The organism is Mucilaginibacter segetis, assembly GCF_016522075.1.
GTDB classification, from domain to species: domain Bacteria; phylum Bacteroidota; class Bacteroidia; order Sphingobacteriales; family Sphingobacteriaceae; genus Mucilaginibacter; species Mucilaginibacter segetis.
The window spans coordinates 262,346-281,979 of record NZ_JAEHFW010000003.1 but is presented as its reverse complement, the minus strand read 5'-3'; the positions used below and the strand labels follow the sequence as shown (position 1 = coordinate 281,979).

The 19,634-nt window shown below is 41.9% G+C and carries 24 protein-coding genes; 11 read left to right on the top strand and 13 right to left on the bottom strand.

Translation table 11 applies throughout. The annotated features are described in order from the left end of the window. Positions 1-57: 57 nt before the first annotated feature. Together I5M19_RS14990 and I5M19_RS14985 are read left to right on the top strand one after the other, a co-directional pair. Positions 58-1,539: a PAS domain-containing sensor histidine kinase gene (locus I5M19_RS14990; RefSeq protein WP_200067171.1), complete on the top strand. Its 1,482-nt coding sequence runs from the start codon at positions 58-60 to the stop codon at positions 1,537-1,539. A gap of 14 nt (positions 1,540-1,553) precedes the next feature. After that, the gene (locus I5M19_RS14985; protein WP_200067170.1) at positions 1,554-1,985 is read left to right on the top strand and encodes a response regulator; all 432 of its coding nucleotides are present in this window, start codon (positions 1,554-1,556) and stop codon (positions 1,983-1,985) included. 16 nt (positions 1,986-2,001) lie between these two features. On the opposite strand, the gene I5M19_RS14980 is transcribed toward I5M19_RS14985, so the two are convergent. The 3 genes from I5M19_RS14980 to I5M19_RS14970 form a co-directional block, all read right to left on the bottom strand. Continuing rightward, a complete protein-coding gene (locus I5M19_RS14980; RefSeq protein ID WP_200067169.1) occupies positions 2,002-2,985 on the bottom strand; it encodes a type I phosphomannose isomerase catalytic subunit in 984 nt (327 codons plus the stop codon). Positions 2,986-3,003: 18 nt separating this feature from the next. Continuing rightward, complete coding sequence (locus I5M19_RS14975; protein WP_200067168.1) at positions 3,004-3,699, bottom strand: hypothetical protein; 696 nt, start codon at positions 3,697-3,699, stop codon at positions 3,004-3,006. Positions 3,700-3,804: 105 nt separating this feature from the next. After that, positions 3,805-5,034, bottom strand: a complete 1,230-nt coding sequence (locus tag I5M19_RS14970; protein WP_200067167.1) for an NADP-dependent isocitrate dehydrogenase — start codon at positions 5,032-5,034, stop codon at positions 3,805-3,807. Positions 5,035-5,311: 277 nt separating this feature from the next. Between I5M19_RS14970 and I5M19_RS14965 the strand changes: the two genes are divergently transcribed. Both I5M19_RS14965 and I5M19_RS14960 read left to right on the top strand, forming a co-directional pair. Beyond that, the gene (locus I5M19_RS14965) at positions 5,312-6,019 is read left to right on the top strand and encodes a hypothetical protein (RefSeq protein WP_200067166.1); all 708 of its coding nucleotides are present in this window, start codon (positions 5,312-5,314) and stop codon (positions 6,017-6,019) included. A 72-nt stretch (positions 6,020-6,091) separates the two neighbouring features. Beyond that, a complete protein-coding gene (locus I5M19_RS14960) occupies positions 6,092-6,514 on the top strand; it encodes a hypothetical protein (protein WP_200067165.1) in 423 nt (140 codons plus the stop codon). A 138-nt stretch (positions 6,515-6,652) separates the two neighbouring features. Here I5M19_RS14960 and I5M19_RS14955 read toward each other — a convergent pair whose 3' ends face one another. The 3 genes from I5M19_RS14955 to I5M19_RS14945 form a co-directional block, all read right to left on the bottom strand. After that, entirely contained in the window at positions 6,653-8,467 is a 1,815-nt protein-coding gene (locus I5M19_RS14955; RefSeq protein WP_200067164.1) for a DNA polymerase III subunit gamma/tau, read from the bottom strand. Between the two features lie 314 nt (positions 8,468-8,781). After that, entirely contained in the window at positions 8,782-9,069 is a 288-nt protein-coding gene (locus I5M19_RS14950) for a hypothetical protein (protein WP_200067163.1), read from the bottom strand. 64 nt (positions 9,070-9,133) lie between these two features. Beyond that, the gene (locus tag I5M19_RS14945) at positions 9,134-9,742 is read right to left on the bottom strand and encodes a type 2 periplasmic-binding domain-containing protein (RefSeq protein WP_200067162.1); all 609 of its coding nucleotides are present in this window, start codon (positions 9,740-9,742) and stop codon (positions 9,134-9,136) included. A 134-nt stretch (positions 9,743-9,876) separates the two neighbouring features. On the opposite strand from I5M19_RS14945, the gene rpsF reads away from it, so the two are divergent. The 6 genes from rpsF to I5M19_RS14915 all read left to right on the top strand — a co-directional run bounded on the left by rpsF (position 9,877) and on the right by I5M19_RS14915 (position 12,767). Next, positions 9,877-10,242, top strand: coding sequence for a 30S ribosomal protein S6 (gene rpsF / locus I5M19_RS14940; RefSeq protein WP_200067161.1), 366 nt, complete (start codon positions 9,877-9,879; stop codon positions 10,240-10,242). After that, complete coding sequence (rpsR, locus tag I5M19_RS14935) at positions 10,242-10,502, top strand: 30S ribosomal protein S18 (protein ID WP_200067160.1); 261 nt, start codon at positions 10,242-10,244, stop codon at positions 10,500-10,502. Before rpsF ends, rpsR begins: the two co-directional genes overlap by 1 nt. A gap of 16 nt (positions 10,503-10,518) precedes the next feature. Next, positions 10,519-10,962 (top strand): 50S ribosomal protein L9, encoded by a 444-nt coding sequence (gene rplI, locus I5M19_RS14930; RefSeq protein ID WP_200067159.1) that lies wholly within the window; start codon positions 10,519-10,521, stop codon positions 10,960-10,962. A gap of 81 nt (positions 10,963-11,043) precedes the next feature. Continuing rightward, positions 11,044-11,772, top strand: coding sequence for a monofunctional biosynthetic peptidoglycan transglycosylase (gene mtgA / locus I5M19_RS14925; RefSeq protein WP_200067158.1), 729 nt, complete (start codon positions 11,044-11,046; stop codon positions 11,770-11,772). A gap of 96 nt (positions 11,773-11,868) precedes the next feature. Further along, a complete protein-coding gene (locus I5M19_RS14920; protein WP_200067157.1) occupies positions 11,869-12,276 on the top strand; it encodes a DUF1801 domain-containing protein in 408 nt (135 codons plus the stop codon). A gap of 38 nt (positions 12,277-12,314) precedes the next feature. After that, on the top strand, positions 12,315-12,767 hold the full coding sequence (locus tag I5M19_RS14915) for a DUF1569 domain-containing protein (RefSeq protein ID WP_200067156.1): 453 nt from the start codon (positions 12,315-12,317) through the stop codon (positions 12,765-12,767). 12 nt (positions 12,768-12,779) lie between these two features. Here I5M19_RS14915 and I5M19_RS14910 read toward each other — a convergent pair whose 3' ends face one another. The 3 genes from I5M19_RS14910 to I5M19_RS14900 are packed head-to-tail and all read right to left on the bottom strand — an operon-like array spanning position 12,780 to position 14,186. Beyond that, the gene (locus I5M19_RS14910; protein WP_200067155.1) at positions 12,780-13,388 is read right to left on the bottom strand and encodes a YdeI/OmpD-associated family protein; all 609 of its coding nucleotides are present in this window, start codon (positions 13,386-13,388) and stop codon (positions 12,780-12,782) included. Positions 13,389-13,410: 22 nt separating this feature from the next. Then, a complete protein-coding gene (locus I5M19_RS14905) occupies positions 13,411-13,698 on the bottom strand; it encodes a YciI family protein (protein WP_200067154.1) in 288 nt (95 codons plus the stop codon). Between the two features lie 2 nt (positions 13,699-13,700). Continuing rightward, positions 13,701-14,186, bottom strand: coding sequence for an ABC transporter ATPase (locus I5M19_RS14900; RefSeq protein ID WP_200067153.1), 486 nt, complete (start codon positions 14,184-14,186; stop codon positions 13,701-13,703). 220 nt (positions 14,187-14,406) lie between these two features. Here I5M19_RS14900 and I5M19_RS14895 point away from each other — a divergent pair, with 220 nt between their 5' ends. Continuing rightward, the gene (locus I5M19_RS14895) at positions 14,407-15,390 is read left to right on the top strand and encodes an aldo/keto reductase (RefSeq protein WP_200067152.1); all 984 of its coding nucleotides are present in this window, start codon (positions 14,407-14,409) and stop codon (positions 15,388-15,390) included. Between the two features lie 82 nt (positions 15,391-15,472). Here the strand turns inward: I5M19_RS14895 and I5M19_RS14890 are convergent, their stop codons facing one another. The 4 genes from I5M19_RS14890 to I5M19_RS14875 all read right to left on the bottom strand — a co-directional run bounded on the left by I5M19_RS14890 (position 15,473) and on the right by I5M19_RS14875 (position 19,526). Further along, positions 15,473-16,237 carry a hypothetical protein gene (locus tag I5M19_RS14890; RefSeq protein ID WP_200067151.1) on the bottom strand — a complete coding sequence of 255 codons (765 nt, stop codon included), beginning with the start codon at positions 16,235-16,237 and terminating at the stop codon, positions 15,473-15,475. A gap of 245 nt (positions 16,238-16,482) precedes the next feature. Then, on the bottom strand, positions 16,483-17,229 hold the full coding sequence (locus I5M19_RS14885) for an AAA family ATPase (RefSeq protein WP_200067150.1): 747 nt from the start codon (positions 17,227-17,229) through the stop codon (positions 16,483-16,485). A 139-nt stretch (positions 17,230-17,368) separates the two neighbouring features. Beyond that, entirely contained in the window at positions 17,369-18,175 is an 807-nt protein-coding gene (locus tag I5M19_RS14880) for a (Fe-S)-binding protein (protein ID WP_200067149.1), read from the bottom strand. A 58-nt stretch (positions 18,176-18,233) separates the two neighbouring features. Continuing rightward, the gene (locus tag I5M19_RS14875; protein WP_200067148.1) at positions 18,234-19,526 is read right to left on the bottom strand and encodes a (Fe-S)-binding protein; all 1,293 of its coding nucleotides are present in this window, start codon (positions 19,524-19,526) and stop codon (positions 18,234-18,236) included. Positions 19,527-19,634: the final 108 nt, after the last annotated feature.

Here is a 19,634-nt window from a genome sequence, read left to right as displayed (position 1 = left end):
GCGCACTATTAGCATTAAAGCCTCAAATAATAAATAAATAGTGGACAGGCATTAAAAATGAGTTTTTCTGAGGATAATAAGTTTCCGGGCCTAAGTATAACTCATATTGCACATATTTTTAATAATATGAATGCCGGTATATGGGAGTATAATACCGTTACAGGCAACGCAAAATGGTCTGCCGGGTTTTATCACATGCTGGGTTATCACCCCGATGAGATAGCTTGCTCTTATAAATCCTTTTTTGAGAATTTACTTTACTATCATGATAAGGAAGTTTTTTTAAAAGCCATAAACCGCCCCGGCCAAACCAATGTACCACCCGCTCACATAAGGCTGTTAACCCGTGAAAACGGATATCAATGGTTTGAGAGCACAAGCTACCTGTATACTGTCGACAATGAACCTGTTATATACGGTATACTCAAAAACATCAATAGATATAAGTTAGCAGAGTTTAGGCTGGATCAAAAATATTTTGAGTGTTCAGAAATGGGACGTATTGCTAAAATAGGTTCCTGGGAGATAGATGCCGCTACCACGAAGCTTAAGCTAACCCGCGAAATTTATAATATTTATGAACTGCAAACCCCGGTTGAGCTTAGTGTAGATGAAGTTATAAGTTTTTTTGAGCCTAAGTATCGCCCATTAATAACACAGGCTATTAATGATGCTGTTAAATATTGCAAACCTTTTGACCAGGAAGTGCTGTTAAGAACCGCCCGCAATAATGTGATTTGGGTGCGAACAAAGGGTGTACCTGTTATTAATGATTATGGCCACTGTATTGCAGTGAGGGGAGTTTTTCAGGATATTGACGTCATTAAAAAACGCGGCCTCAGCATGCAGTCGTCTATCAATCTGTTAGATGACCAGAACAAGCGGTTGCAAAACTTCGCGTACATTGTATCGCACAACCTACGCTCGCACGCGGGCAACCTTAAATTCATGGTTAACCTGTTCGAAGAAACAAATGAAGAAGATGATCAGGCAGAGATTTTTGCACATATAAAAACAATAAGCGAAAGCTTTATGGCTACTATGGGTCATTTAGAAGAAATTGTTAAGATACAGTCAGAAATAAGCAAGGGCCGCAAAACAGTAAACTTCGAAGCTATTTTTAATAATGTATTATCGGCGCTTAAAGCTGATATAAAAACAACCGGAGCTACCATACATAATGATTTTAGCAACTGCCCGCAAATAGATTACATACCGGCATATCTGGAGAGCATATTCCAGAATTTTATTACCAATGCCTTAAAATACAAACACGCGGAGAGGCCCCCTGTTATTAACTGCCATACCCAAAAAATTGACGAGCACATTTACCTTTTGTTTGAAGATAACGGCATAGGGATAGACCTGGAAAAATACGGCGACCAGCTTTTTGGCCTATATAAAACATTCCATCAAAACCAGGATGCCAAAGGCATTGGTTTATTTATGACCCGAAACCAGGTAGAAGCCCTCGGCGGATCGATACATGTAGACAGCACCGTAAATGTTGGCACAAAATTTACAATAAGGTTAGTGTAGATTAACCTTAAAAAATGAGCGTAGCCAAAGTTCCTGTAATTGTTTGTGTAATTGATGACGACCACATTTTTACTTACGGCTTAAAAAAACTATTAGAAATTAAGGGATTTTATACGAAAACGATAGATTTCGGTAACGGAAAAGATGCTATTGACTATTTAACGAATCCTGATTATGTTAACAATTTGCCTGATATCATACTTTGTGATATTAATATGCCGGTTATGGATGGATGGGAGTTTATCCAAAATTTTGAGGAAATAAAATCCCAAACGGGCAAAAAAATCGCACTATATGTTATAAGTTCTTCTGCTGATGCGGTTGATATTGAAAGAGCAAAAAATAATCCGCACATAACGGATTATTTGCTGAAACCCCTTGATGAAAATTACCTTACAGAAATATTTAAATTACTTCAGCATACTAAACAGGCACAATCGGCCTGATGATGTTTATCCTGAATTATTCTATAAAGCTTTCGAGGATCTTAAACCCTGAAGTGGTTTTCAGTTCCACCTTATCAATTGTTTTTGGCAGCAAAATACACTCGCCCATCTTTACCTTATAGGCATTGCCATTATGTTCAATCGTATATTCGCCAGCCACACATACCTGTATCACAAAAGAATCTAAACCGGAGTAATCTTTAGTAGTGTTATGGGTAAAATCCATTACATTGGTAGTAAAATACGGGCATTTTACCAGCTTAACAGTTTCATTCTTTTCGGGCTCGTATTGGGTTTTATATTCCGGGTAATGCTTATAATCTATGGCTGCCAATGCTTCCCGGGTATGCAATTCGCGTTTATTGCCCTTATCATCCACACGGTCAAAATCATAAATACGATAGGTAATATCAGATGTTTGCTGTATCTCGGCTATTAATAAGCCTTTACCAATAGTGTGTACCCGGCCTGCCGGTAAAAAGAAAACATCGCCCGCTGCAACATCCTCGCGGTTAAGTATATCCATAATATGGCCGCTGTTTAAAGCGTCAACATATTCCTTTTCGGTCATTTCACGGTTAAAGCCCGCTATCAGGCTCGAACCCGGGTCTGCTTCTATCACATACCACATTTCGGTTTTACCGAATGAGTTATGGCGCTTTTTTGCCAGCTCATCATTTGGATGCACCTGTACCGATAGATCATCATTGGCATCAATAAACTTAACTAACAGAGGGAATATATTCCCGAAGTGGTCATAAACCTTTTTGCCCACCAGTTCCTCTTTATACTGCTCCAGCAATACCGCTAAGGATTGTCCATCCAATTCGCCGCCATCTACTACAGAAACATCCGACTTTACGCCTGATATTTCCCAGGTTTCGCCGCAATTAGGCAGGCCGCCGATATCTTTATGCAGGTAGGTCTCAATTTTGTGGCCACCCCAAATTTTATCTTTATAAATGGTTTTGAACTTTAACGGATATAATGCTGCAGACATGGAAAAATGTTTTTTTGGCTAAGTTATGGATTTTGCAGAAGCCTGAAACAAGGTTTTTGCAAAAAGTATAACAATTACCGCCATTAAGCCCGTATGCAGGTAAACTAAAGCGGGTACTCCTAATAACCAGCGCTGATTTAAAACCCCTGATTTAAGTACGCTGCCCAGCAGCATGAATTCATAAGGCATCATTATAAGCAGCGGCGCTATACAAAATACTATTGTTATTAAAAATCCGCGCTTATTAGCTATCCTTTTATATACCATGTATAACGGCGGAAAAGTAAGGGCAGATACTAACACAAACCCCGATAATTTAATTAACCACAGGGGTTGCTCTGTAAATAGCACTTTTAGCACCGTAGTTTCATCACCCTTACCCATTGATGCCGTAAACAGGCGAGCAAATGCCAGGTTGCCCATAATAAGTACGAAAGCCACCGGCCAGCGTTCTTTGTTTGATGAGCAGAGCATAAAATAACCTGCCCAAATGAGCAGATAGCTAAAAACAGGCCCAAAAACTGTTGGTAACCAGGAGTCAGGCTGCAAGTTGCAACCGTCGCAAAGAGTCCATAAGTTAAAATCCACTTGTGTTCCGGGATGACCACAAACCACATAGGCAGCTATAAGATGCGCCAACTCGTGCAGTTGCCCGGCTACAAAAACAAAGGCCATAAATGCAAGGAAATATTGCCAGCTAAGTTTAATTTTCATGGCGGGTATGACGCCGTCTGTTAAAGCAAGGTTACTAAAAGTCCCAATAACAAAAAAGTCCGCACATAAATTGTGCGGACTTCAATTATAATTAACGAATTAAAATTATTTACCCAGTTTAGCTTTCAGATTTTCGTCAATAGCGGCCAAAAATTCTTCGGTGTATAAGTAATCGGTACCGTGCTCTACTTTGTGTTTAATGGTAAGGGCAAGGTCCTTGGTCATTTTACCGCTTTCCACCGTTTCAATACATACCTGCTCTAACGTTTTGCAAAAATTGATCAGCTCCTGGTTGTTATCCAGCATACCGCGGAACTCTAAACCACGTGTCCACGCGAATATGGAGGCAATGGGGTTAGTTGAAGTTGGGCGACCCGCCTGATGCTCACGATAATGACGGGTTACCGTGCCATGCGCAGCTTCGGCTTCCATAACGGTACCATCGGGGGTAACCAGTGTTGAGGTCATTAACCCTAACGAGCCAAAGCCCTGTGCAACGGTATCGCTTTGTACGTCGCCGTCGTAGTTTTTACAGGCCCATACAAAGTTACCATGCCATTTAAGCGCTGATGCCACCATATCATCAATAAGGCGATGTTCGTAGGTTAACTGGTTGGCTTCAAAATCAAGCTTAAATTCATTATCATATATCTCCTGAAAGATATCTTTAAAACGGCCATCGTATTTTTTAAGAATGGTGTTTTTGGTTGACAGATATAAAGGCCACTTTTTCATGAGGGCCTGGTTAAAGCACGCACGCGCGAAACCCTTTATAGATTCATCAGTGTTGTACATGGCCAACGCTACGCCATCACCTTTAAAATTATACACCTCGAATGATTGCTCTTCGCCGCCATCTTCGGGAGTAAATGTAATGGTTAATTTACCTTTCCCTTTGGTTAAAAAGTCGGTAGCGCGATACTGATCGCCAAAAGCATGGCGGCCAATGCAGATAGGCGCTGTCCAGTTAGGTACCAAACGCGGCACGTTTGCCATAACAATAGGCTCGCGGAAAACCGTGCCATCCAATATATTACGGATGGTTCCGTTAGGAGACCTCCACATTTGTTTCAGTTTAAACTCCTCTACACGTTGCTCATCTGGGGTAATGGTTGCGCATTTAATACCCACACCATATTTTTTTATAGCGTTTGCGGCATCAATAGTTACCTGGTCATCTGTTTCATCGCGATATTCGATACCCAGATCATAATATTTTATATCCAGATCAAGGTATGGAATGATCAGTTTATCCTTTATAAATTTCCAGATAATCCGGGTCATTTCATCACCATCCAGTTCAACTACGGGGTTTTCTACTTTAATTTTTGACATACCTTGTTATAGTTTTTAGATTTTAACGGCTTCAAACTTACATAAAATTTTACTTGAAAAATTTTATAGCCGTCATATTAAATTAAAAAAAGCCGCACATCATTATTAAATATTATTAAAAAATATTGCCTTATTGTACTAAATTTGAGAACGTCCTAATTAAAAAATCAGAAAAAAGCACTTAAATTAACATGGTTAGTGTTGGTTTTTAAAACTTTGGTGCTATTTTTATAAAATTAATCATCTGCTATTATACCTGTAGCATTGCTATTATATTATGATAAAGCTGCTCTTTAAAACAATATTATTTACATTGTTATTAGCCTCAACTACATTAGTTACCAAAGCACAAATAGGATACGACTATGCGCAGTATGGTTTTGCCCTGGGTGTAAATGCTAATAAAGTATATGGCGATGCAGAATCGGTTAAAACAACCCCGTCGGGTTTTGTAAACTTTACCTATAACCAAACTCCCTTTATTAACTATATTGTTGAGGCACAGGCCGGACAGTTAGAAGGTGGCAGTGTTGATTCAAAATCGGGCAGGTACTTTAAAAATAATTATGCCGCAGTAGTTTTCAGAGGGCAATTACAAGCCGGCGAACTTATAGATTATTCGCAAAGCAGGTTTTTTAACGCGTTAAAAAACTTGTATCTGTCGGCAGGTATCGGGTATCTTATTAATGATATACGATCTATCAACCGCACATCATATGTTATTAACGACTATACAACCGGCGGTGAGGATAAAAGCAACGAGCTTTTTATACCTGCACGTGTAGGTTACGAATTAAAATTCTTTAATAAATATAATCAGCCATCATTTAAAGTTGATCTGGGTGTACAGTACAACCTTGACCTGAACGATAATATGGACGGTTTTACAGCGGGTGTAAATAAGGATAAACTATTACAATATTCTATCGGCTTTAAATTTGCCCTGGGCGGGGTTATCTCCTATCGCAAACAGATACATTATTAACCCATTTTATTTTGGCGGCAGGGTATTTTGGCAGGATTTTAGTATATAGTTTAAGTATAAAATTAAAAACCTATGGCAACTGATAAAAAAAATCCTGAATTTAATAATGACGCTGACGACAGGGACAGGACTCTGAAAGACAGTTTAGGCGAAACAGTTGATAACGAAGATCTGAATTATAACGAGGAAGAGAATAGTTACGAATATGACGTAAAAGGAGAGGATGAAGACTATGACCATCCCGACCCTTACGATACCGCAGCCAAAAACGGGGAAGATTACAACTCCACTTATGACGAAGCAAACCACTATGATGTGGAAGGCGAATATGACTCCAAACGCTCAATTGAAACCGATGTGGACAAATTGGGTATGCATATAGACAATGGCAAAGATGTGCGCGTTAAACCTTTAGATGAAAAGCTGGCCCACACCCCTGAAGACGACCGCGACGATCTGGATGAAGAGGGCTATCCCAAGAATGACAAAAAGTAAAATTGAAACAATATCATATAAAAAGGACGGTCTAAACCGTCCTTTTTTTGTTCGTAATACTTGAAATAAAAGTTCACGAAATACACCTCTGAATTAATATTCCTTCCCCGCTAAATGCATTAATATAAAACAACCTGATCAATCAAAATCAAGATTAAAGCGGTTTTTCAGTTCAATTAAACTGGGATTTTTATTAGCCATGTACTGGAACTTTTCCGTAGCGGTATATGGCCGTTTTACTATAGATTGTTCATCAACCCGGGCCTCCACCTCAATACTAAAATTCCTTAAAGTGGTTCTCAGGTAATTGAGCAGATAAGGGCGCTCATCACGAAACGCGGTTTCCTGTACGCGGTTGGCCAGTACAATTTCGTAATGCTCGGGCTGCAGCATTACCGGTGCGTTCACAGTAAAAATGGTAAACAGACTCATGGGTTTGCCCTGACCTTTTATTTTAGCGGCATAGTTACTCCAGCATTGCAGAAACTCGTCGTTGGTAAACGGTTCTTTATCCTCGCCTTTAAGGTAGGGGTCTTCCTCTTCGGCTGCGGCTTCCTCCACCTGCTTACCCAGTTCCTTTAAACTCGGTATTTTTACCGAAGTAGCACTGGTATGTACATTAGGGATAAAAACCTTTGGCTTGGTTGTTTCCACAACCTCTTCGGCAACGACCGGTTTGGTGGCTTGCTGCCCCGGGGCCTTATTATATGCCAGAGGTTCTTCAGTCACCATGGATACCTGCGGCTCTTCAGCTTTTTGCTGCGCCGCTGGTTGGCTTGTTACTGCGGTATCAGGTTTTTTTTTTACCTCTCCTTGCGGAGCGGCGGCGGATGCGGCAGGTAAAGCGACTAAATTAAACACCGCCTTTAAATGACACATTTTGAGCAGTGCCAGTTCTACCTGTAAGCGTTGATTTTTACTCAGCTTGTAGCTGATATCGCACTGGTTGGCAATATTCATAGCCGATAGCAGGAACGATGTTGACGATGCCTTAGACTGCCCCAGATACCGGGCCTTTATGGTTTCGCTAACTTCCAACAGCTTTACGGTTGCTTCGTCTTTGGCTACCAGCAGGTTACGGAAATGATCGGAAAGGCCCGCTATAAAGTGAGCACCGTCAAATCCTTTAGCCAGTATCTCATCAAACAGCAGCAGGGTGCCCGCAGTATCCTCGGCTAACAGCTTATCCGTTATACTGAAATAGTAGTCGTAATCTAAAACGTTAAGGTTATCAATTACTGAGCGATAGGTAACGTTGCCGCCCGAGAAACTGACGATCTGATCGAACATGGAAAGCGCGTCGCGCAAGCCGCCATCCGCTTTTTGGGCGATGATGTGCAGTCCATCGTTCTCGTAGCTTATATTTTCTTTATCAGCGATACCGGCCAGATGGGTGGCCATATCATCAACCTTAATGCGGTTAAAATCAAATATCTGGCACCGCGAAAGTATGGTTGGCAGTATTTTGTGTTTTTCGGTAGTGGCCAGTATAAATATGGCATAATTAGGTGGCTCTTCCAGTGTTTTTAAAAACGCGTTGAACGCCGCCTGCGACAGCATGTGCACCTCATCAATAATATAAACCTTGTAACGTGCCGATTGGGGAGGAATACGCACCTGCTCAATTAAACTGCGTATATCATCAACTGAATTATTGGATGCCGCATCAAGCTCATGTACGTTAAATGAATTTCCGTTTTGAAACGCTTTGCATGATTCGCATTCTCCGCAAGCCTCGCCATTAGGTTGTAAATTGGTACAGTTAATGGTTTTTGCCAGTATGCGCGCACAGGTAGTTTTACCTACGCCACGTGGCCCGCAGAACAAAAATGCCTGCGCCAGCTGATTATTTTTAATGGCATTTTTTAATGTGTTGGTAATATGTTGCTGACCAACAACGGTATCAAAAGTAGCCGGACGATATTTGCGTGCTGAAACAATAAAATTATCCACAGCTACGAAGTTAACAAGAAAATGCTTTACCCGAAAGCATCAAAAAAGATTGTGCATAAATAGGTGATGGTGTAACTCACCCCGACTGCTCTACGCTGGTCTACCTCTCTGCTTACGCAAAGAGGGCGGGAAAACCTGAAAATTTAAACTTACAAAAAAATCTAAATACCTTCTGTCCGCATTTAGAGAGAGGGTGGTCGGGTTATAGCCGCGACAGGGTGAGTCAAATATTGGCTAAAGTGCAATATTCATTGAATTCCCATTTATTGGGAACAAAAAAACGTCTTTAAGATATTAGTTTTTTTATTTAAGCCTTATTGCAGGTCATCATCAGGCAGATGGTCGTCCTCCTCCGGGTTGGGTTCATGCACATCATCACCAACTCTTATCTCATGCAGGTCGTTACGGTCAGCTGCTTCATCATCAAACTCTTCGTCCGCCTCGTCTTCTACATCCCAGTCATTATCGGCTGTTTCTTGTTCATCTTCGTCCCATTCCTGTTCCGCTACATCCTCATTCCTACCCTGGGCCTGAAAAAATAATCTGTCGAACATAAAACTTGCACCGCGCTCGTTTTGTGTATAATCATTTATAAACTCCATAGCTAAGATTTTTAATATAGATATGACAGTTTAGCCCTGTAATATGTTTTAAAATTTTAGCAATTTACTGTGTATCAGCTGCTGTAATTTCTTTTACTTTATAGTAACCTTTTGCCTGTGGAAGATACACTTCCATCTCCTGCCAGGTAATAGTTAACTTTTTACCTGTAAGTGCGGTTGGTGCTATAAACTTTTCGGAACCGGGGAACTGCCGCAGCCATAAGAATGACTTCTCATTACCATTGGAATCTGTTAATACTATATAATTAAAGCCCTTATTGTCTATTCGCTTAAAAGTACCTGTAGTGGTTAGTGCAACCGGCGTATCACCTTTTTTAGCCAGTATGGCGGCTAATTTTAAAAAGGCGCCGCACTTTTGTTTCATCAGTTCCTTACCTATTAATTCACCAACTTTTTCCCCGGCCGCATCATCCGTGAAATTCAATCCTAACTCTTCAGCAACATCAGTAAGCAAATCAGCATAATTCAGGAAACAGGACATAAAAGCATCATTGGCCTGTTCGGGCGTAGTTATCTTCGACAGATCAAGCCGGTTCATGCTGTTACACAGCGAATCTAAAAGTTTTTGCTCGGCCGGGCCGGGTTTATCCTGGGCTTTTAAGTGGGAAATAAATACAAAAGGCAATACCAGCAGTAGTAGAAGTTTCTTCATTTTTAGTGATTGATATGGTTTAGGTTGTTTTAAGCTCTAAAATACAACATAAAATGGTTTTTTAAATTAATTTTTTATCACTACATTTGCAGCCCCGTAATAGCGGGTAATTAATTAAAAATCAAAGTATAATAATGCAACAGTACGAAATCGTGATCGTTCTAACCCCGTTGTTATCAGATGAGGTTGCTAAAGAGGCTAATGCCAAATTCAGCAAAATATTAACTGATAACGGAGCCGAAATTGTCCAGGAGGATAATTGGGGTTTGAGAAAATTAGCGTATCCTATTCAAAAGAAAACAACAGGGTACTATCACTTAACTGAATTTAAGGCTCCGGGTGATGTAATTAACAAATTGGAGGTTGAGTTAAGGCGCGATGAGCGTGTTTTGCGTTTCCTAACCATTGCTTTGGACAAACACGCCATTGCTTACAATGAGAAAAAACGCAGTGGTGCTTTCAACCAAAAGAAACCAGCAAAAGTGGAGGATTCTAAATAATGGCAGATCAGATCAGATACGTTACCGCTCCTAAGGTGGAGGATAACCGTAAAAAATATTGCCGTTTCAAAAAGAACGGCATCAAGTACATTGATTATAAAGACGCGAACTTTTTATTAAAGTTTGTGAACGATCAGGGTAAAGTATTACCACGTCGTTTAACCGGTACTTCATTAAAATTTCAGCGTAAAGTTGCTCAGGCTGTTAAGCGTGCGCGCCACATTGGTTTATTGCCTTACGTTACGGACTCATTAAAATAATCAGGAGGTTTACAAAATGGAAGTTATTTTAAAACAAGATGTAAAAAACCTGGGAGATAAAGACGACGTAGTAAACGTTAAACCAGGTTATGGCCGTAATTTCCTTATTCCTAAGGGTTATGCCATATTAGCCACAGAATCTGCACGTAAAGTATTAGCAGAGAACCTGAAACAGGCTCAATTTAAACAAGATAAGATACGCAAAGATGCTGACGATATTGCTGCACGTTTGGAAGGTGTAAAACTTACCATTGGTGCTAAAGCTGGCGAAAGCGGCAAGATCTTCGGTGCTATCAATACCATCCAGGTTGCTGATGCCCTTAAAAAAGAAGGTTTTGAAGTTGACCGTCGTCGTATCACTTTTGACCAGGAGCCAAAATTTGTTGGCGAATACGTTGCTAACGTAAACCTGCACAAAGAAGTTAAAGTTCAGGTACCTTTTGAAGTAGTAGCTGAGTAATTTATAATTCCGTATTTTTATCGGGATAATAAAATTTAAAAGGTGTTTAGCTTAGCTAAGCACCTTTTTTGGTTAATATAAATGGCAAAGAGATCGACCCCGAAAAAGAAAGGCATTTTCAGAAACAGCATAGTTAAACTTATACTACGCGTACTTAAACTGGCAGCAATTGCTTTTGTAGCCGCCAGCCTGTTTGGGGTTATTTTGTACCGCTTTGTTAATCCACCGTTTACGTGGTTAATGATACAACGTGGTTTTGAACGAAAGGCCGACGGCAAGACATGGAAAATTGATAAGACCTGGGTGGATTTTGATGATATTGCCGACCCCATGAAACGCGCCGCCGTAGCTGCCGAAGACCAAACCTTTTTAGAGAACCATGGCTTTGATTTTAACGCCATTGAAAAGGCCATCAAAAAAAACCAGAAAAGTAAAAAACTGATAGGCGGCAGTACTATAAGCCAGCAAACTGCCAAAAACGTTTTTCTGTGGCCGGGGCGCAACATTATCCGTAAGGGGTTTGAAGCCTACTTTACCATGCTGATAGAGGTTTTTTGGAGCAAAAAGCGCATTATGGAGGTTTACCTTAACGAAATTGAAATGGGCGACGGCATATACGGCATTGAAGCGGCATCACAAGCTTACTTTCATAAACCGGCATCGCAACTTACCAGCAGGCAGGCGGCGGCCATAGCGGTAATATTCCCCAATCCGCGCAAATGGTCGGCAACCAAGCCAACACGTTATTTAAGGCGAAGGCAATCCCTCATCCTTAAAAATATGCGTCGCCTGGGGCCGCTGGAATTTTAATATTTTTTTTTATACCCTTTCCCCGGCGTCAGGTATTTTACTACGCTAATTATGTAGGCAGATTTGTTACTTTAGCATCAGCAAACCATCTCGTTTATGCCTAAAACCAAACTCACAAATCAGGGACAAGTTGGCCAACATATTGAAAAACTGGATGCCACTATACAGGACGCTGTACAATTGTTAAGACAGATCATCCTGAACAGTGATGATAAAATTGGCGAACACATTAAATGGAACAACCCTGCGTTTTACTATACGGGTGAAATGGAAGAGTTTGATGCTAAACAATACAAGCGTGATATTGTGGTAATGAACCTGCATAAAAACCGACTGATGTTGGTTTTTCCTACCGGAGTAAAAGTGAATGATACAACCGGGTTTTTAGAAGGCAATTATCCCGACGGAAGGCGTGTGGTAAGTTTTAAAGATATTAACCATATAAAGGCTAATGCACACCACTTAAGTAACGTAATTAAACAATGGATTTTGCTGGTAAAATAGCTGCAGGGTTTGCATATATTTAATTTGCCATCAGTACAATGAATCAGTTTATTGATATTACCGACAGAGCCGCCTTATTAAATTTACTATCCCGCTTAAAACCCGATACCCTACCGCTTTGGGGTAAAATGACACCACAGCAAATGGTAGAACACATGATAAGGCAGGTACGTTTTACCAATGGTAAGTTAAAATCAACACTTGACGTGCCTTTAGCCGAAGCTGCAAAAAGTAAACAGTTGTGGATATATACCGATGCGCAAATACCTCGCAACGTGGTGTTGGGTACGCTGCCCCCGCAATATGAATACGCGGATATCTGCGATGCCATAAATCAGCTTATGCAGGAACTAGATGCGTTTAACACTTATTTTAAAACGCCGGACGCTACCGCTATACATGGAGGTTTTGGCGCACTTACGCATGATGAGTGGCTGGTATGGCATAACAAACACTTTACCCACCATTTAAAACAGTTCGGCCTTATATGAGCCGGTCATGGTTTACTTATACTTCCAGTGGCGGGTTTTGCCCTCACTCATCCAGCTAATGCCTTCTGCTAAACGTTTATCGCGGGTGGCTTCGGTTTTGGCTTCTTCAAACCAGCTTACATATTCCTTTTTTTGCGAGGGACTGAATTTCTCAAAATGTTCTTTGGCTGCCGGATTATCTGCCAGCAGAGTGGTCAAATAATCGGGGATCACCAATTCCGTCGTTTTTGCGGCAGCCTTTTTGGGCGCGGGTTTAGTTGCTACCGGCATGTTCTTTAACTCCATAGCCTGCCTGATGTACCAGATAAGGATATCATCCTGGGGTAAATCATCCAACGTAGTCAATTTACCAATATTACCCGCATTACCGTCGGCTTGTATCAAACCATGCGGATCGGGCAGGGTATCGGCTTTCCAAAAGCCAAAGCCTGCGTGCTGTTTAAAGGCCATCATAAAGCAAAGTACACCCTTGTATTCAAAAAAAGGCGCGCTCCATTTCATGGTCTCGGTAATCTCCGGCGAGGCAAGGTGTACCAACTCACGCAAATGGGTTAATATAGGTTTGGCAAAATCGGCTGACTTTTCGATATAGGCATCAACCCGGCTATCGTACTGTTCCATAGCACTAATTTAAATACAAAAATCAATTCAGCAAAGCCTTCAGATCAGGGTGATATTGCGAGGTTAAAAACTCCGTGATGGTGAATTCAGCAAGTTTGTGCTGATAGAAAGGATCTTCGGATATGATCTTCTCCATTATTTCTTTGGATTCGGCCCTGCCTATAATTATTCCGCCCGTGCGTGGTACTTTGCGGCCGCTCATTAAAAACACACCGGCCTTGTAATATTTTTTCAAATACTTTACATGCTCGGCCATGTGCGTGTCCAGCTCATCCAGCGGAACGATATAATGCAGGTTAATTATGAACATAATTAGCTAACAACCAAATCGCCAAATAGTTGCATGTGCCAGCTATCTTTAAACGGAATTTCCCAGCGGGTTTGCAGTTCAGTTACATCCTTTACCAAATTATTAAACACAATAGTGTCGGCGGTAATTTGGCCCTGTTTCAGCAGCTCTTCAAACTCGTCGCGGTTTGCCGATAGTATCTCCTCCCCTTCGCGGTAAGCCAGGTTAAACCTGTCGAACAAGTTTATGCCGAATTGCTGCTCCAGTTGTTTCATAAAATTAACCGACTTATCAATAGAGCAACCGCTGGCACCTGCCTGGCTCTCGTCAACTATCAATATCAAAAAACGGTTATATCTTATTTGAGCCGCGGCCTTTAACTGGTTATTATGGGCCGTCCACCCGGTGGTGAAGTTATCCAGCAAAACCTGTATCTGCATCGCTTCGGCATCCGATAATTCATGATCAGCCTGATATATCCAAACTCTTGAGTGTGACGAAAATTCCATACCGCAAATTTAACCATTTTAGGTTGATAATTACCGGCTGATAACCCGCAGAAAATTATTTTACGCTGATACGACGGGAAGATGCTTCAGCGCCAAGATGTCCCGCATACGGCATCATCAGTAATAACGGTATACATTACCGTAATTGGTGTAACATCAGGATAAAAAACAAGCCCCACCTTTGTAGTGTTATATTTGATAACCTGTAAAACAGCATAACATGAAAAAAAGAACATTAGGTAACGGCGGATTAGAAGTATCCGCATTGGGATTAGGATGCATGGGATTGAGTCATGGTTACGGACCGGCTACTGCTACTAAGGACGCAATAAAACTATTACATGCTGCTATAGAGCGCGGTGTAACATTTTTTGATTCGGCAGAGGCTTACGGTCCTTTTAAGAACGAGGAACTACTGGGTGAAGCGCTTGCCCCTTACCGCGATAAGGTGGTAATAGCTACCAAATTCGGCTTTAAGGATGGAATGCCCTCAAATGGTGTGGACAGCCGCCCCGAACGTATACGCCGTGTTGCCGAGGAATCATTAAAGAGATTAAAAACAGACCGCATAGATCTATTTTATCAGCACCGTGTTGACCCCAACATACCTATAGAGGAGGTAGCCGGAACAGTTAAAGATCTGATAAAGGAAGGAAAGGTAAAACACTTCGGCATGTCTGAAGCGGGAGCAGAAAGCATCCGAAAGGCACACGCTGTACAGCCCTTAGCTGCCTTGCAAAGCGAATATTCGTTGTGGTGGCGCGAGCCGGAACAAGATATCATCCCGACACTGGAAGAACTGGGTATAGGCTTTGTTCCTTTTAGTCCGTTGGGCAGGGGGTTTTTAACCGGGGCCATTAATGAGAATACCAAATTTGATGAAACGGATATACGTAACATTGTTCCTCGTTTTTCTACAGATGCCCGAAAAGCTAACCAGGCTGTGGTTGAACTGCTTACCCGCATAGCAAACGAAAAGCAGGCTACTCCCGCTCAAATTGCTTTGGCATGGTTACTTGCCCAAAAACCGTGGATAGTGCCGATACCTGGTACAACCAAGCTGCACCGTTTAGAAGAAAATCTTGCCTCGGTGGATATTGAACTGAGCCAAAAAGAACTGGCGCAGATAGAAGAAGCGGCATCAGAAATAAAGATTGAGGGAAACCGCTATCCGGAACAAATGCAAAAAATGATCAACAGGTAAACTGACAGCAACAGTTTGGGTGGCGGCTCTTAGGAATTAGGGGTCGCTTATTTATTTGGGAGGAATTGGCTAATATTTCTATTTATATACTTTTAATTTTAAGCTCTACAATTTCATTATTAGAACTCCTTAAAATAAACACGCGGTTAAAAGGTGTTTCAATTTCAATGGGATGCTGATCTTCAAAATTAAAGTAAGATGTGATATTCATTGAATTCTCTACAATCAATAGCCATATCTCCGCATAATCTTGTTTATAATTACTAGGCTTTTTATTTTTCTTTTCTAAAATTGCTTTAAATTCAACGCTTTGATATATTCTCGGTATGGTACCACCCTGACCCGCATACCAACAAGACGTTGGCGAATGAGTGATGGTAATTGAGTCTATTTTCTTACCTCCTCCTACATCAAACGCATCATATTGAAATATCTGATACTTATCAGCTATCTGTAAATTAAGAACTTCACCAAAAACAAAATCAGCTATAAATTCACTTAAATACTGTTTATCTTCTTTTTTTAGTTGAACTGGATTTTTAGCAACCAAACCATAATCACATTTAAAATCTACATGTACAGATAAGGGCATTGAGCTTTTTTTGTTAAACAATTCCTCAGCCATAACCATAATCTCATCTGCAAATTTACTATGTGCCATGATATTAATTTTATTTACATCCTTTTCACGTATTAATCGGGTATGTTCAATACCAATTAACTTGCCGTCTATTTTTGTATAAAAATCGGGTTCAGGAGGTTTCTGAGATATACATTGTTTATCCTCTCCTAATAGAATTTTCAGAAACTGATTTACGTGATATTTTTCTATTATTATATCTGGCATTCTTCAATCATAAGTATAATAGACATTCGGTTGCGCCTAAACTTATTTAAAATTTAGCACAATATGCTATCACAGATTTATCGAACCATACATATACTGGCGTAGGCCATTTCACCTATCCTTCGACAAGCTCAGGATGACCCAAGCAATAACAAGGGCGCGTCATGATGGCTTGTCGAAACATAACGGGGCATGCCTTAACGCACATTCTTTGATAAACTCAGGATAACACGCTGAACTTAATTCTATTCATCATTTGCCTCCTCCGTTAAATGGCGCAGGTATAAAGCAGGGTTATTCAGAAAGGTTTTGGTGAGAAAATAGTGTTCGGTGTCCTCATACCGGGTTTGGTGCAGACCCGTGTCATCAACCTGATAGATGGTTGCGCCCGGATAGCATACCAGCATAGGCGAATGCGTGGCTATCAGGAACTGGGCACGTCCGCTTTTCTCAAGCTGGCTGATAGTCGATATAAAGGCCAGTATCCTTGACGGGGACAGGGCAGCTTCCGGCTCATCCAGTATATAAATACCCGACTCGAACTGATTATTAAACAAAGCCAGAAAAGATTCGCCATGCGATTGCTTATGCAGCGATTTACCGCCGTAGGCCTTTAAAATGGCCTTATCCTCAGCGGCCAATTCGTCAATATAGGAAGCAAAATTGAAAAAGCTTTCGGCCCGCATAAAAAACCCGTTGCTTATGCGGCGGGGTGTCCACCCCAGTTTTAAATGTGCCGCAAGTGGTGATTGATAACCCTGGAAGTTAACCCCGGTATTGAAGTTGTGGTTGCGGTTCCCCCCTCTTAAACTAAATCCGCATTGTTCGGCAATAGCTTCCAGGAGGGTTGATTTTCCGGAACCGTTCTCTCCTACAAAAAAGGTTACATTGCTTTTTAAAGTAAGCTCCAATCCACGGCACAAGCCCGGGATCTGCTGCAGGTAACTACCATCCTGCAAAGGTGGAAACGATATGTTGGATAAAAACGGCAAATACTTACTGTTGTTCAGCTCAAACTTACCATTCCTGTTTTACTTGTGGAAGGGTTAAGTGCAAAAGCTGAGCCTAGCCTCTCGCACATCTTTCGATAACCTCAGGATGACCCAAGAACTCTGAAACCATGTAATTTTTTTATAATCCGTTAGCCCGTACCGTAATTTCAGCGATATCCAATACCTGTATTTCCTGCTCTTTTTCGGTGTGTTTTACACCATCGCTCAGCATGGTCATGCAAAACGGACAGCCCGACGCTACAACCTGGGCGTTAGCTTCCAGCACATCGTTCATGCGTTCCATATTAATATCCTTTTTACCCGGTTCGGGTTCTTTGAACATTTGCGCGCCACCCGCGCCGCAGCACAGCCCGTTGCTTTTGCAGCGTTTCATCTCCACAAGATCGGCGTCCAGTACCTCTAAAGCAGCCCTCGGGGCCTCGTAGACATTATTGCCCCTGCCCAGGTAACAAGGATCGTGAAAAGTAATGCGACGGCCCTTAAAACTTTCGCCCCCCTCGGCCTTTAGGTTGCCCTCATTTATCAATTGCTGTATCAGCTGGCTGTGGTGTACTACCTCGTAATTGCCGCCTAAACCGGGATATTCGTTAGCAATGGTATTAAAACAATGCGGACAGCCGGTTACTATTTTTTTTATGTTATAGCCATCCAGCACCTGTATGTTAGCCATGGCCTGCATCTGGAACAGAAATTCGTTACCTGCTCGTTTGGCCGGGTCGCCCGTGCAGCTTTCTTCGGTACCCAATACCGCGAAGCTGATGCCCACGTGCTGCAGTATCTTGCAAATATCGCGGGTTATTTTTTGCGCGCGCTCGTCAAAACTTCCTGCGCAACCCACCCAAAACAGGATATCCGGCTGTTTGCCTTCGGCTGCCATCTGCGCCATGGTAGGCACGATAATTTCGTTGTTTAAAGTATCGCTCATACTATCTGTCATCCCTGTTAATCATTCTTAAATTACACCTATCTGCACATCCGCACATTTACTTATTCCAGTTAAATCGGTCGGCCTGGCTGTATTTCCATGGCGCGCCATTGTTTTCCATATTGCCGAACATATTGTTGAGGCTGGACGGGGCCTGTGATTCCTCCATCACCACGTATTGCCGCATTTGCATAATAATATTCAGCGGATCGATATTTACCGGACAGGCCTGTACGCAGGCATTACAGGTGGTACAGGCCCACAACTCCTCGCGGGTAATGTAATTATCCAATAAACTTTTATCGTCGGTATGGTCCTTGCCATTTTTATCCAGGTTATTGCCTACTTCGGTTAGTCTGTCGCGCGTGTCCATCATGATCTTGCGCGGCGAAAGCAGCTTGCCTGTAATATTGGCCGGACATACCGATGTGCACCTGCCGCACTCGGTACAGGTGTAGGCATCCATCAGGTTTTTCCAGGTAAGGTCGGTGACGTCCTTAGCGCCAAAGCGGCTGATATCCGCAGCGGGCGGTACAAAAGCAGGATCGAGCATGGCCTTTACCTCGTTAGTAACCGATGACATATTACTGAACTGGCCCTTAGGCTCCAGTTTGGAGTAATAAGTATTCGGGAAAGCCAGCAGGATATGAAAGTGCTTGGAATAAGGCAAATAATTTAAAAAGGCCAGTATACCAATAATATGGAACCACCAGCAGCTCCGCTCAATGATAACCAGCGTTCCGGCTTTTGCAGACAGCAACGGCGCTAAAAAGGTACTTACCGGAAAATTGCCCGCTTTGATATAATGCCCGAAATGCAATACCTGTAATTTATAGTCGGCGGCGTTCATGGTTAAAAAAGCCGTCATGAGCAGTATTTCAATGATGAGGATATAGTTAGCGTCAGACTTTGGCCAGGCGGTCATCTCGCGGCCCGAAAAGCGTTTTAAACGGATAATATTTCGCCTGATAAGAAACACTACGCAGGAAAGCAGCACCAAAAGGGCCAGCACCTCGAACCCGCCGATGAGCAGACCGTATAAACTACCCAGCGGAGCAGCAAATATCCGGTGCGACCCAAAAATACCGTCGATAAGAATTTCGAGCACCTCGATATTGATAATTACAAAACCCGCATATACCAAAATATGTAACACGCCCGCTATTGGGCGCCGCACCATTTTACTTTGCCCCAGAGCCACGCGGGCCATAGTGCGCCAGCGCTCGCCGGGATTATCCGACCGGTTTACCGGGCGACCTAATAATATATTGCGCCTTATTTTAGCTACGTTTTTACCGAAAAGGTAAGCCGCACCCAATAAAATAATTATAAATATTACCTGACCAATCATTATGCGTGCATAGTATTTAAAGCTAAAGTAGGGATTTGTTTTTTAATGTTTGGGCTTATACGCTTTGATTATTATAATTAAAAAGCGCACGGTTTGTTTTCCCGGTTG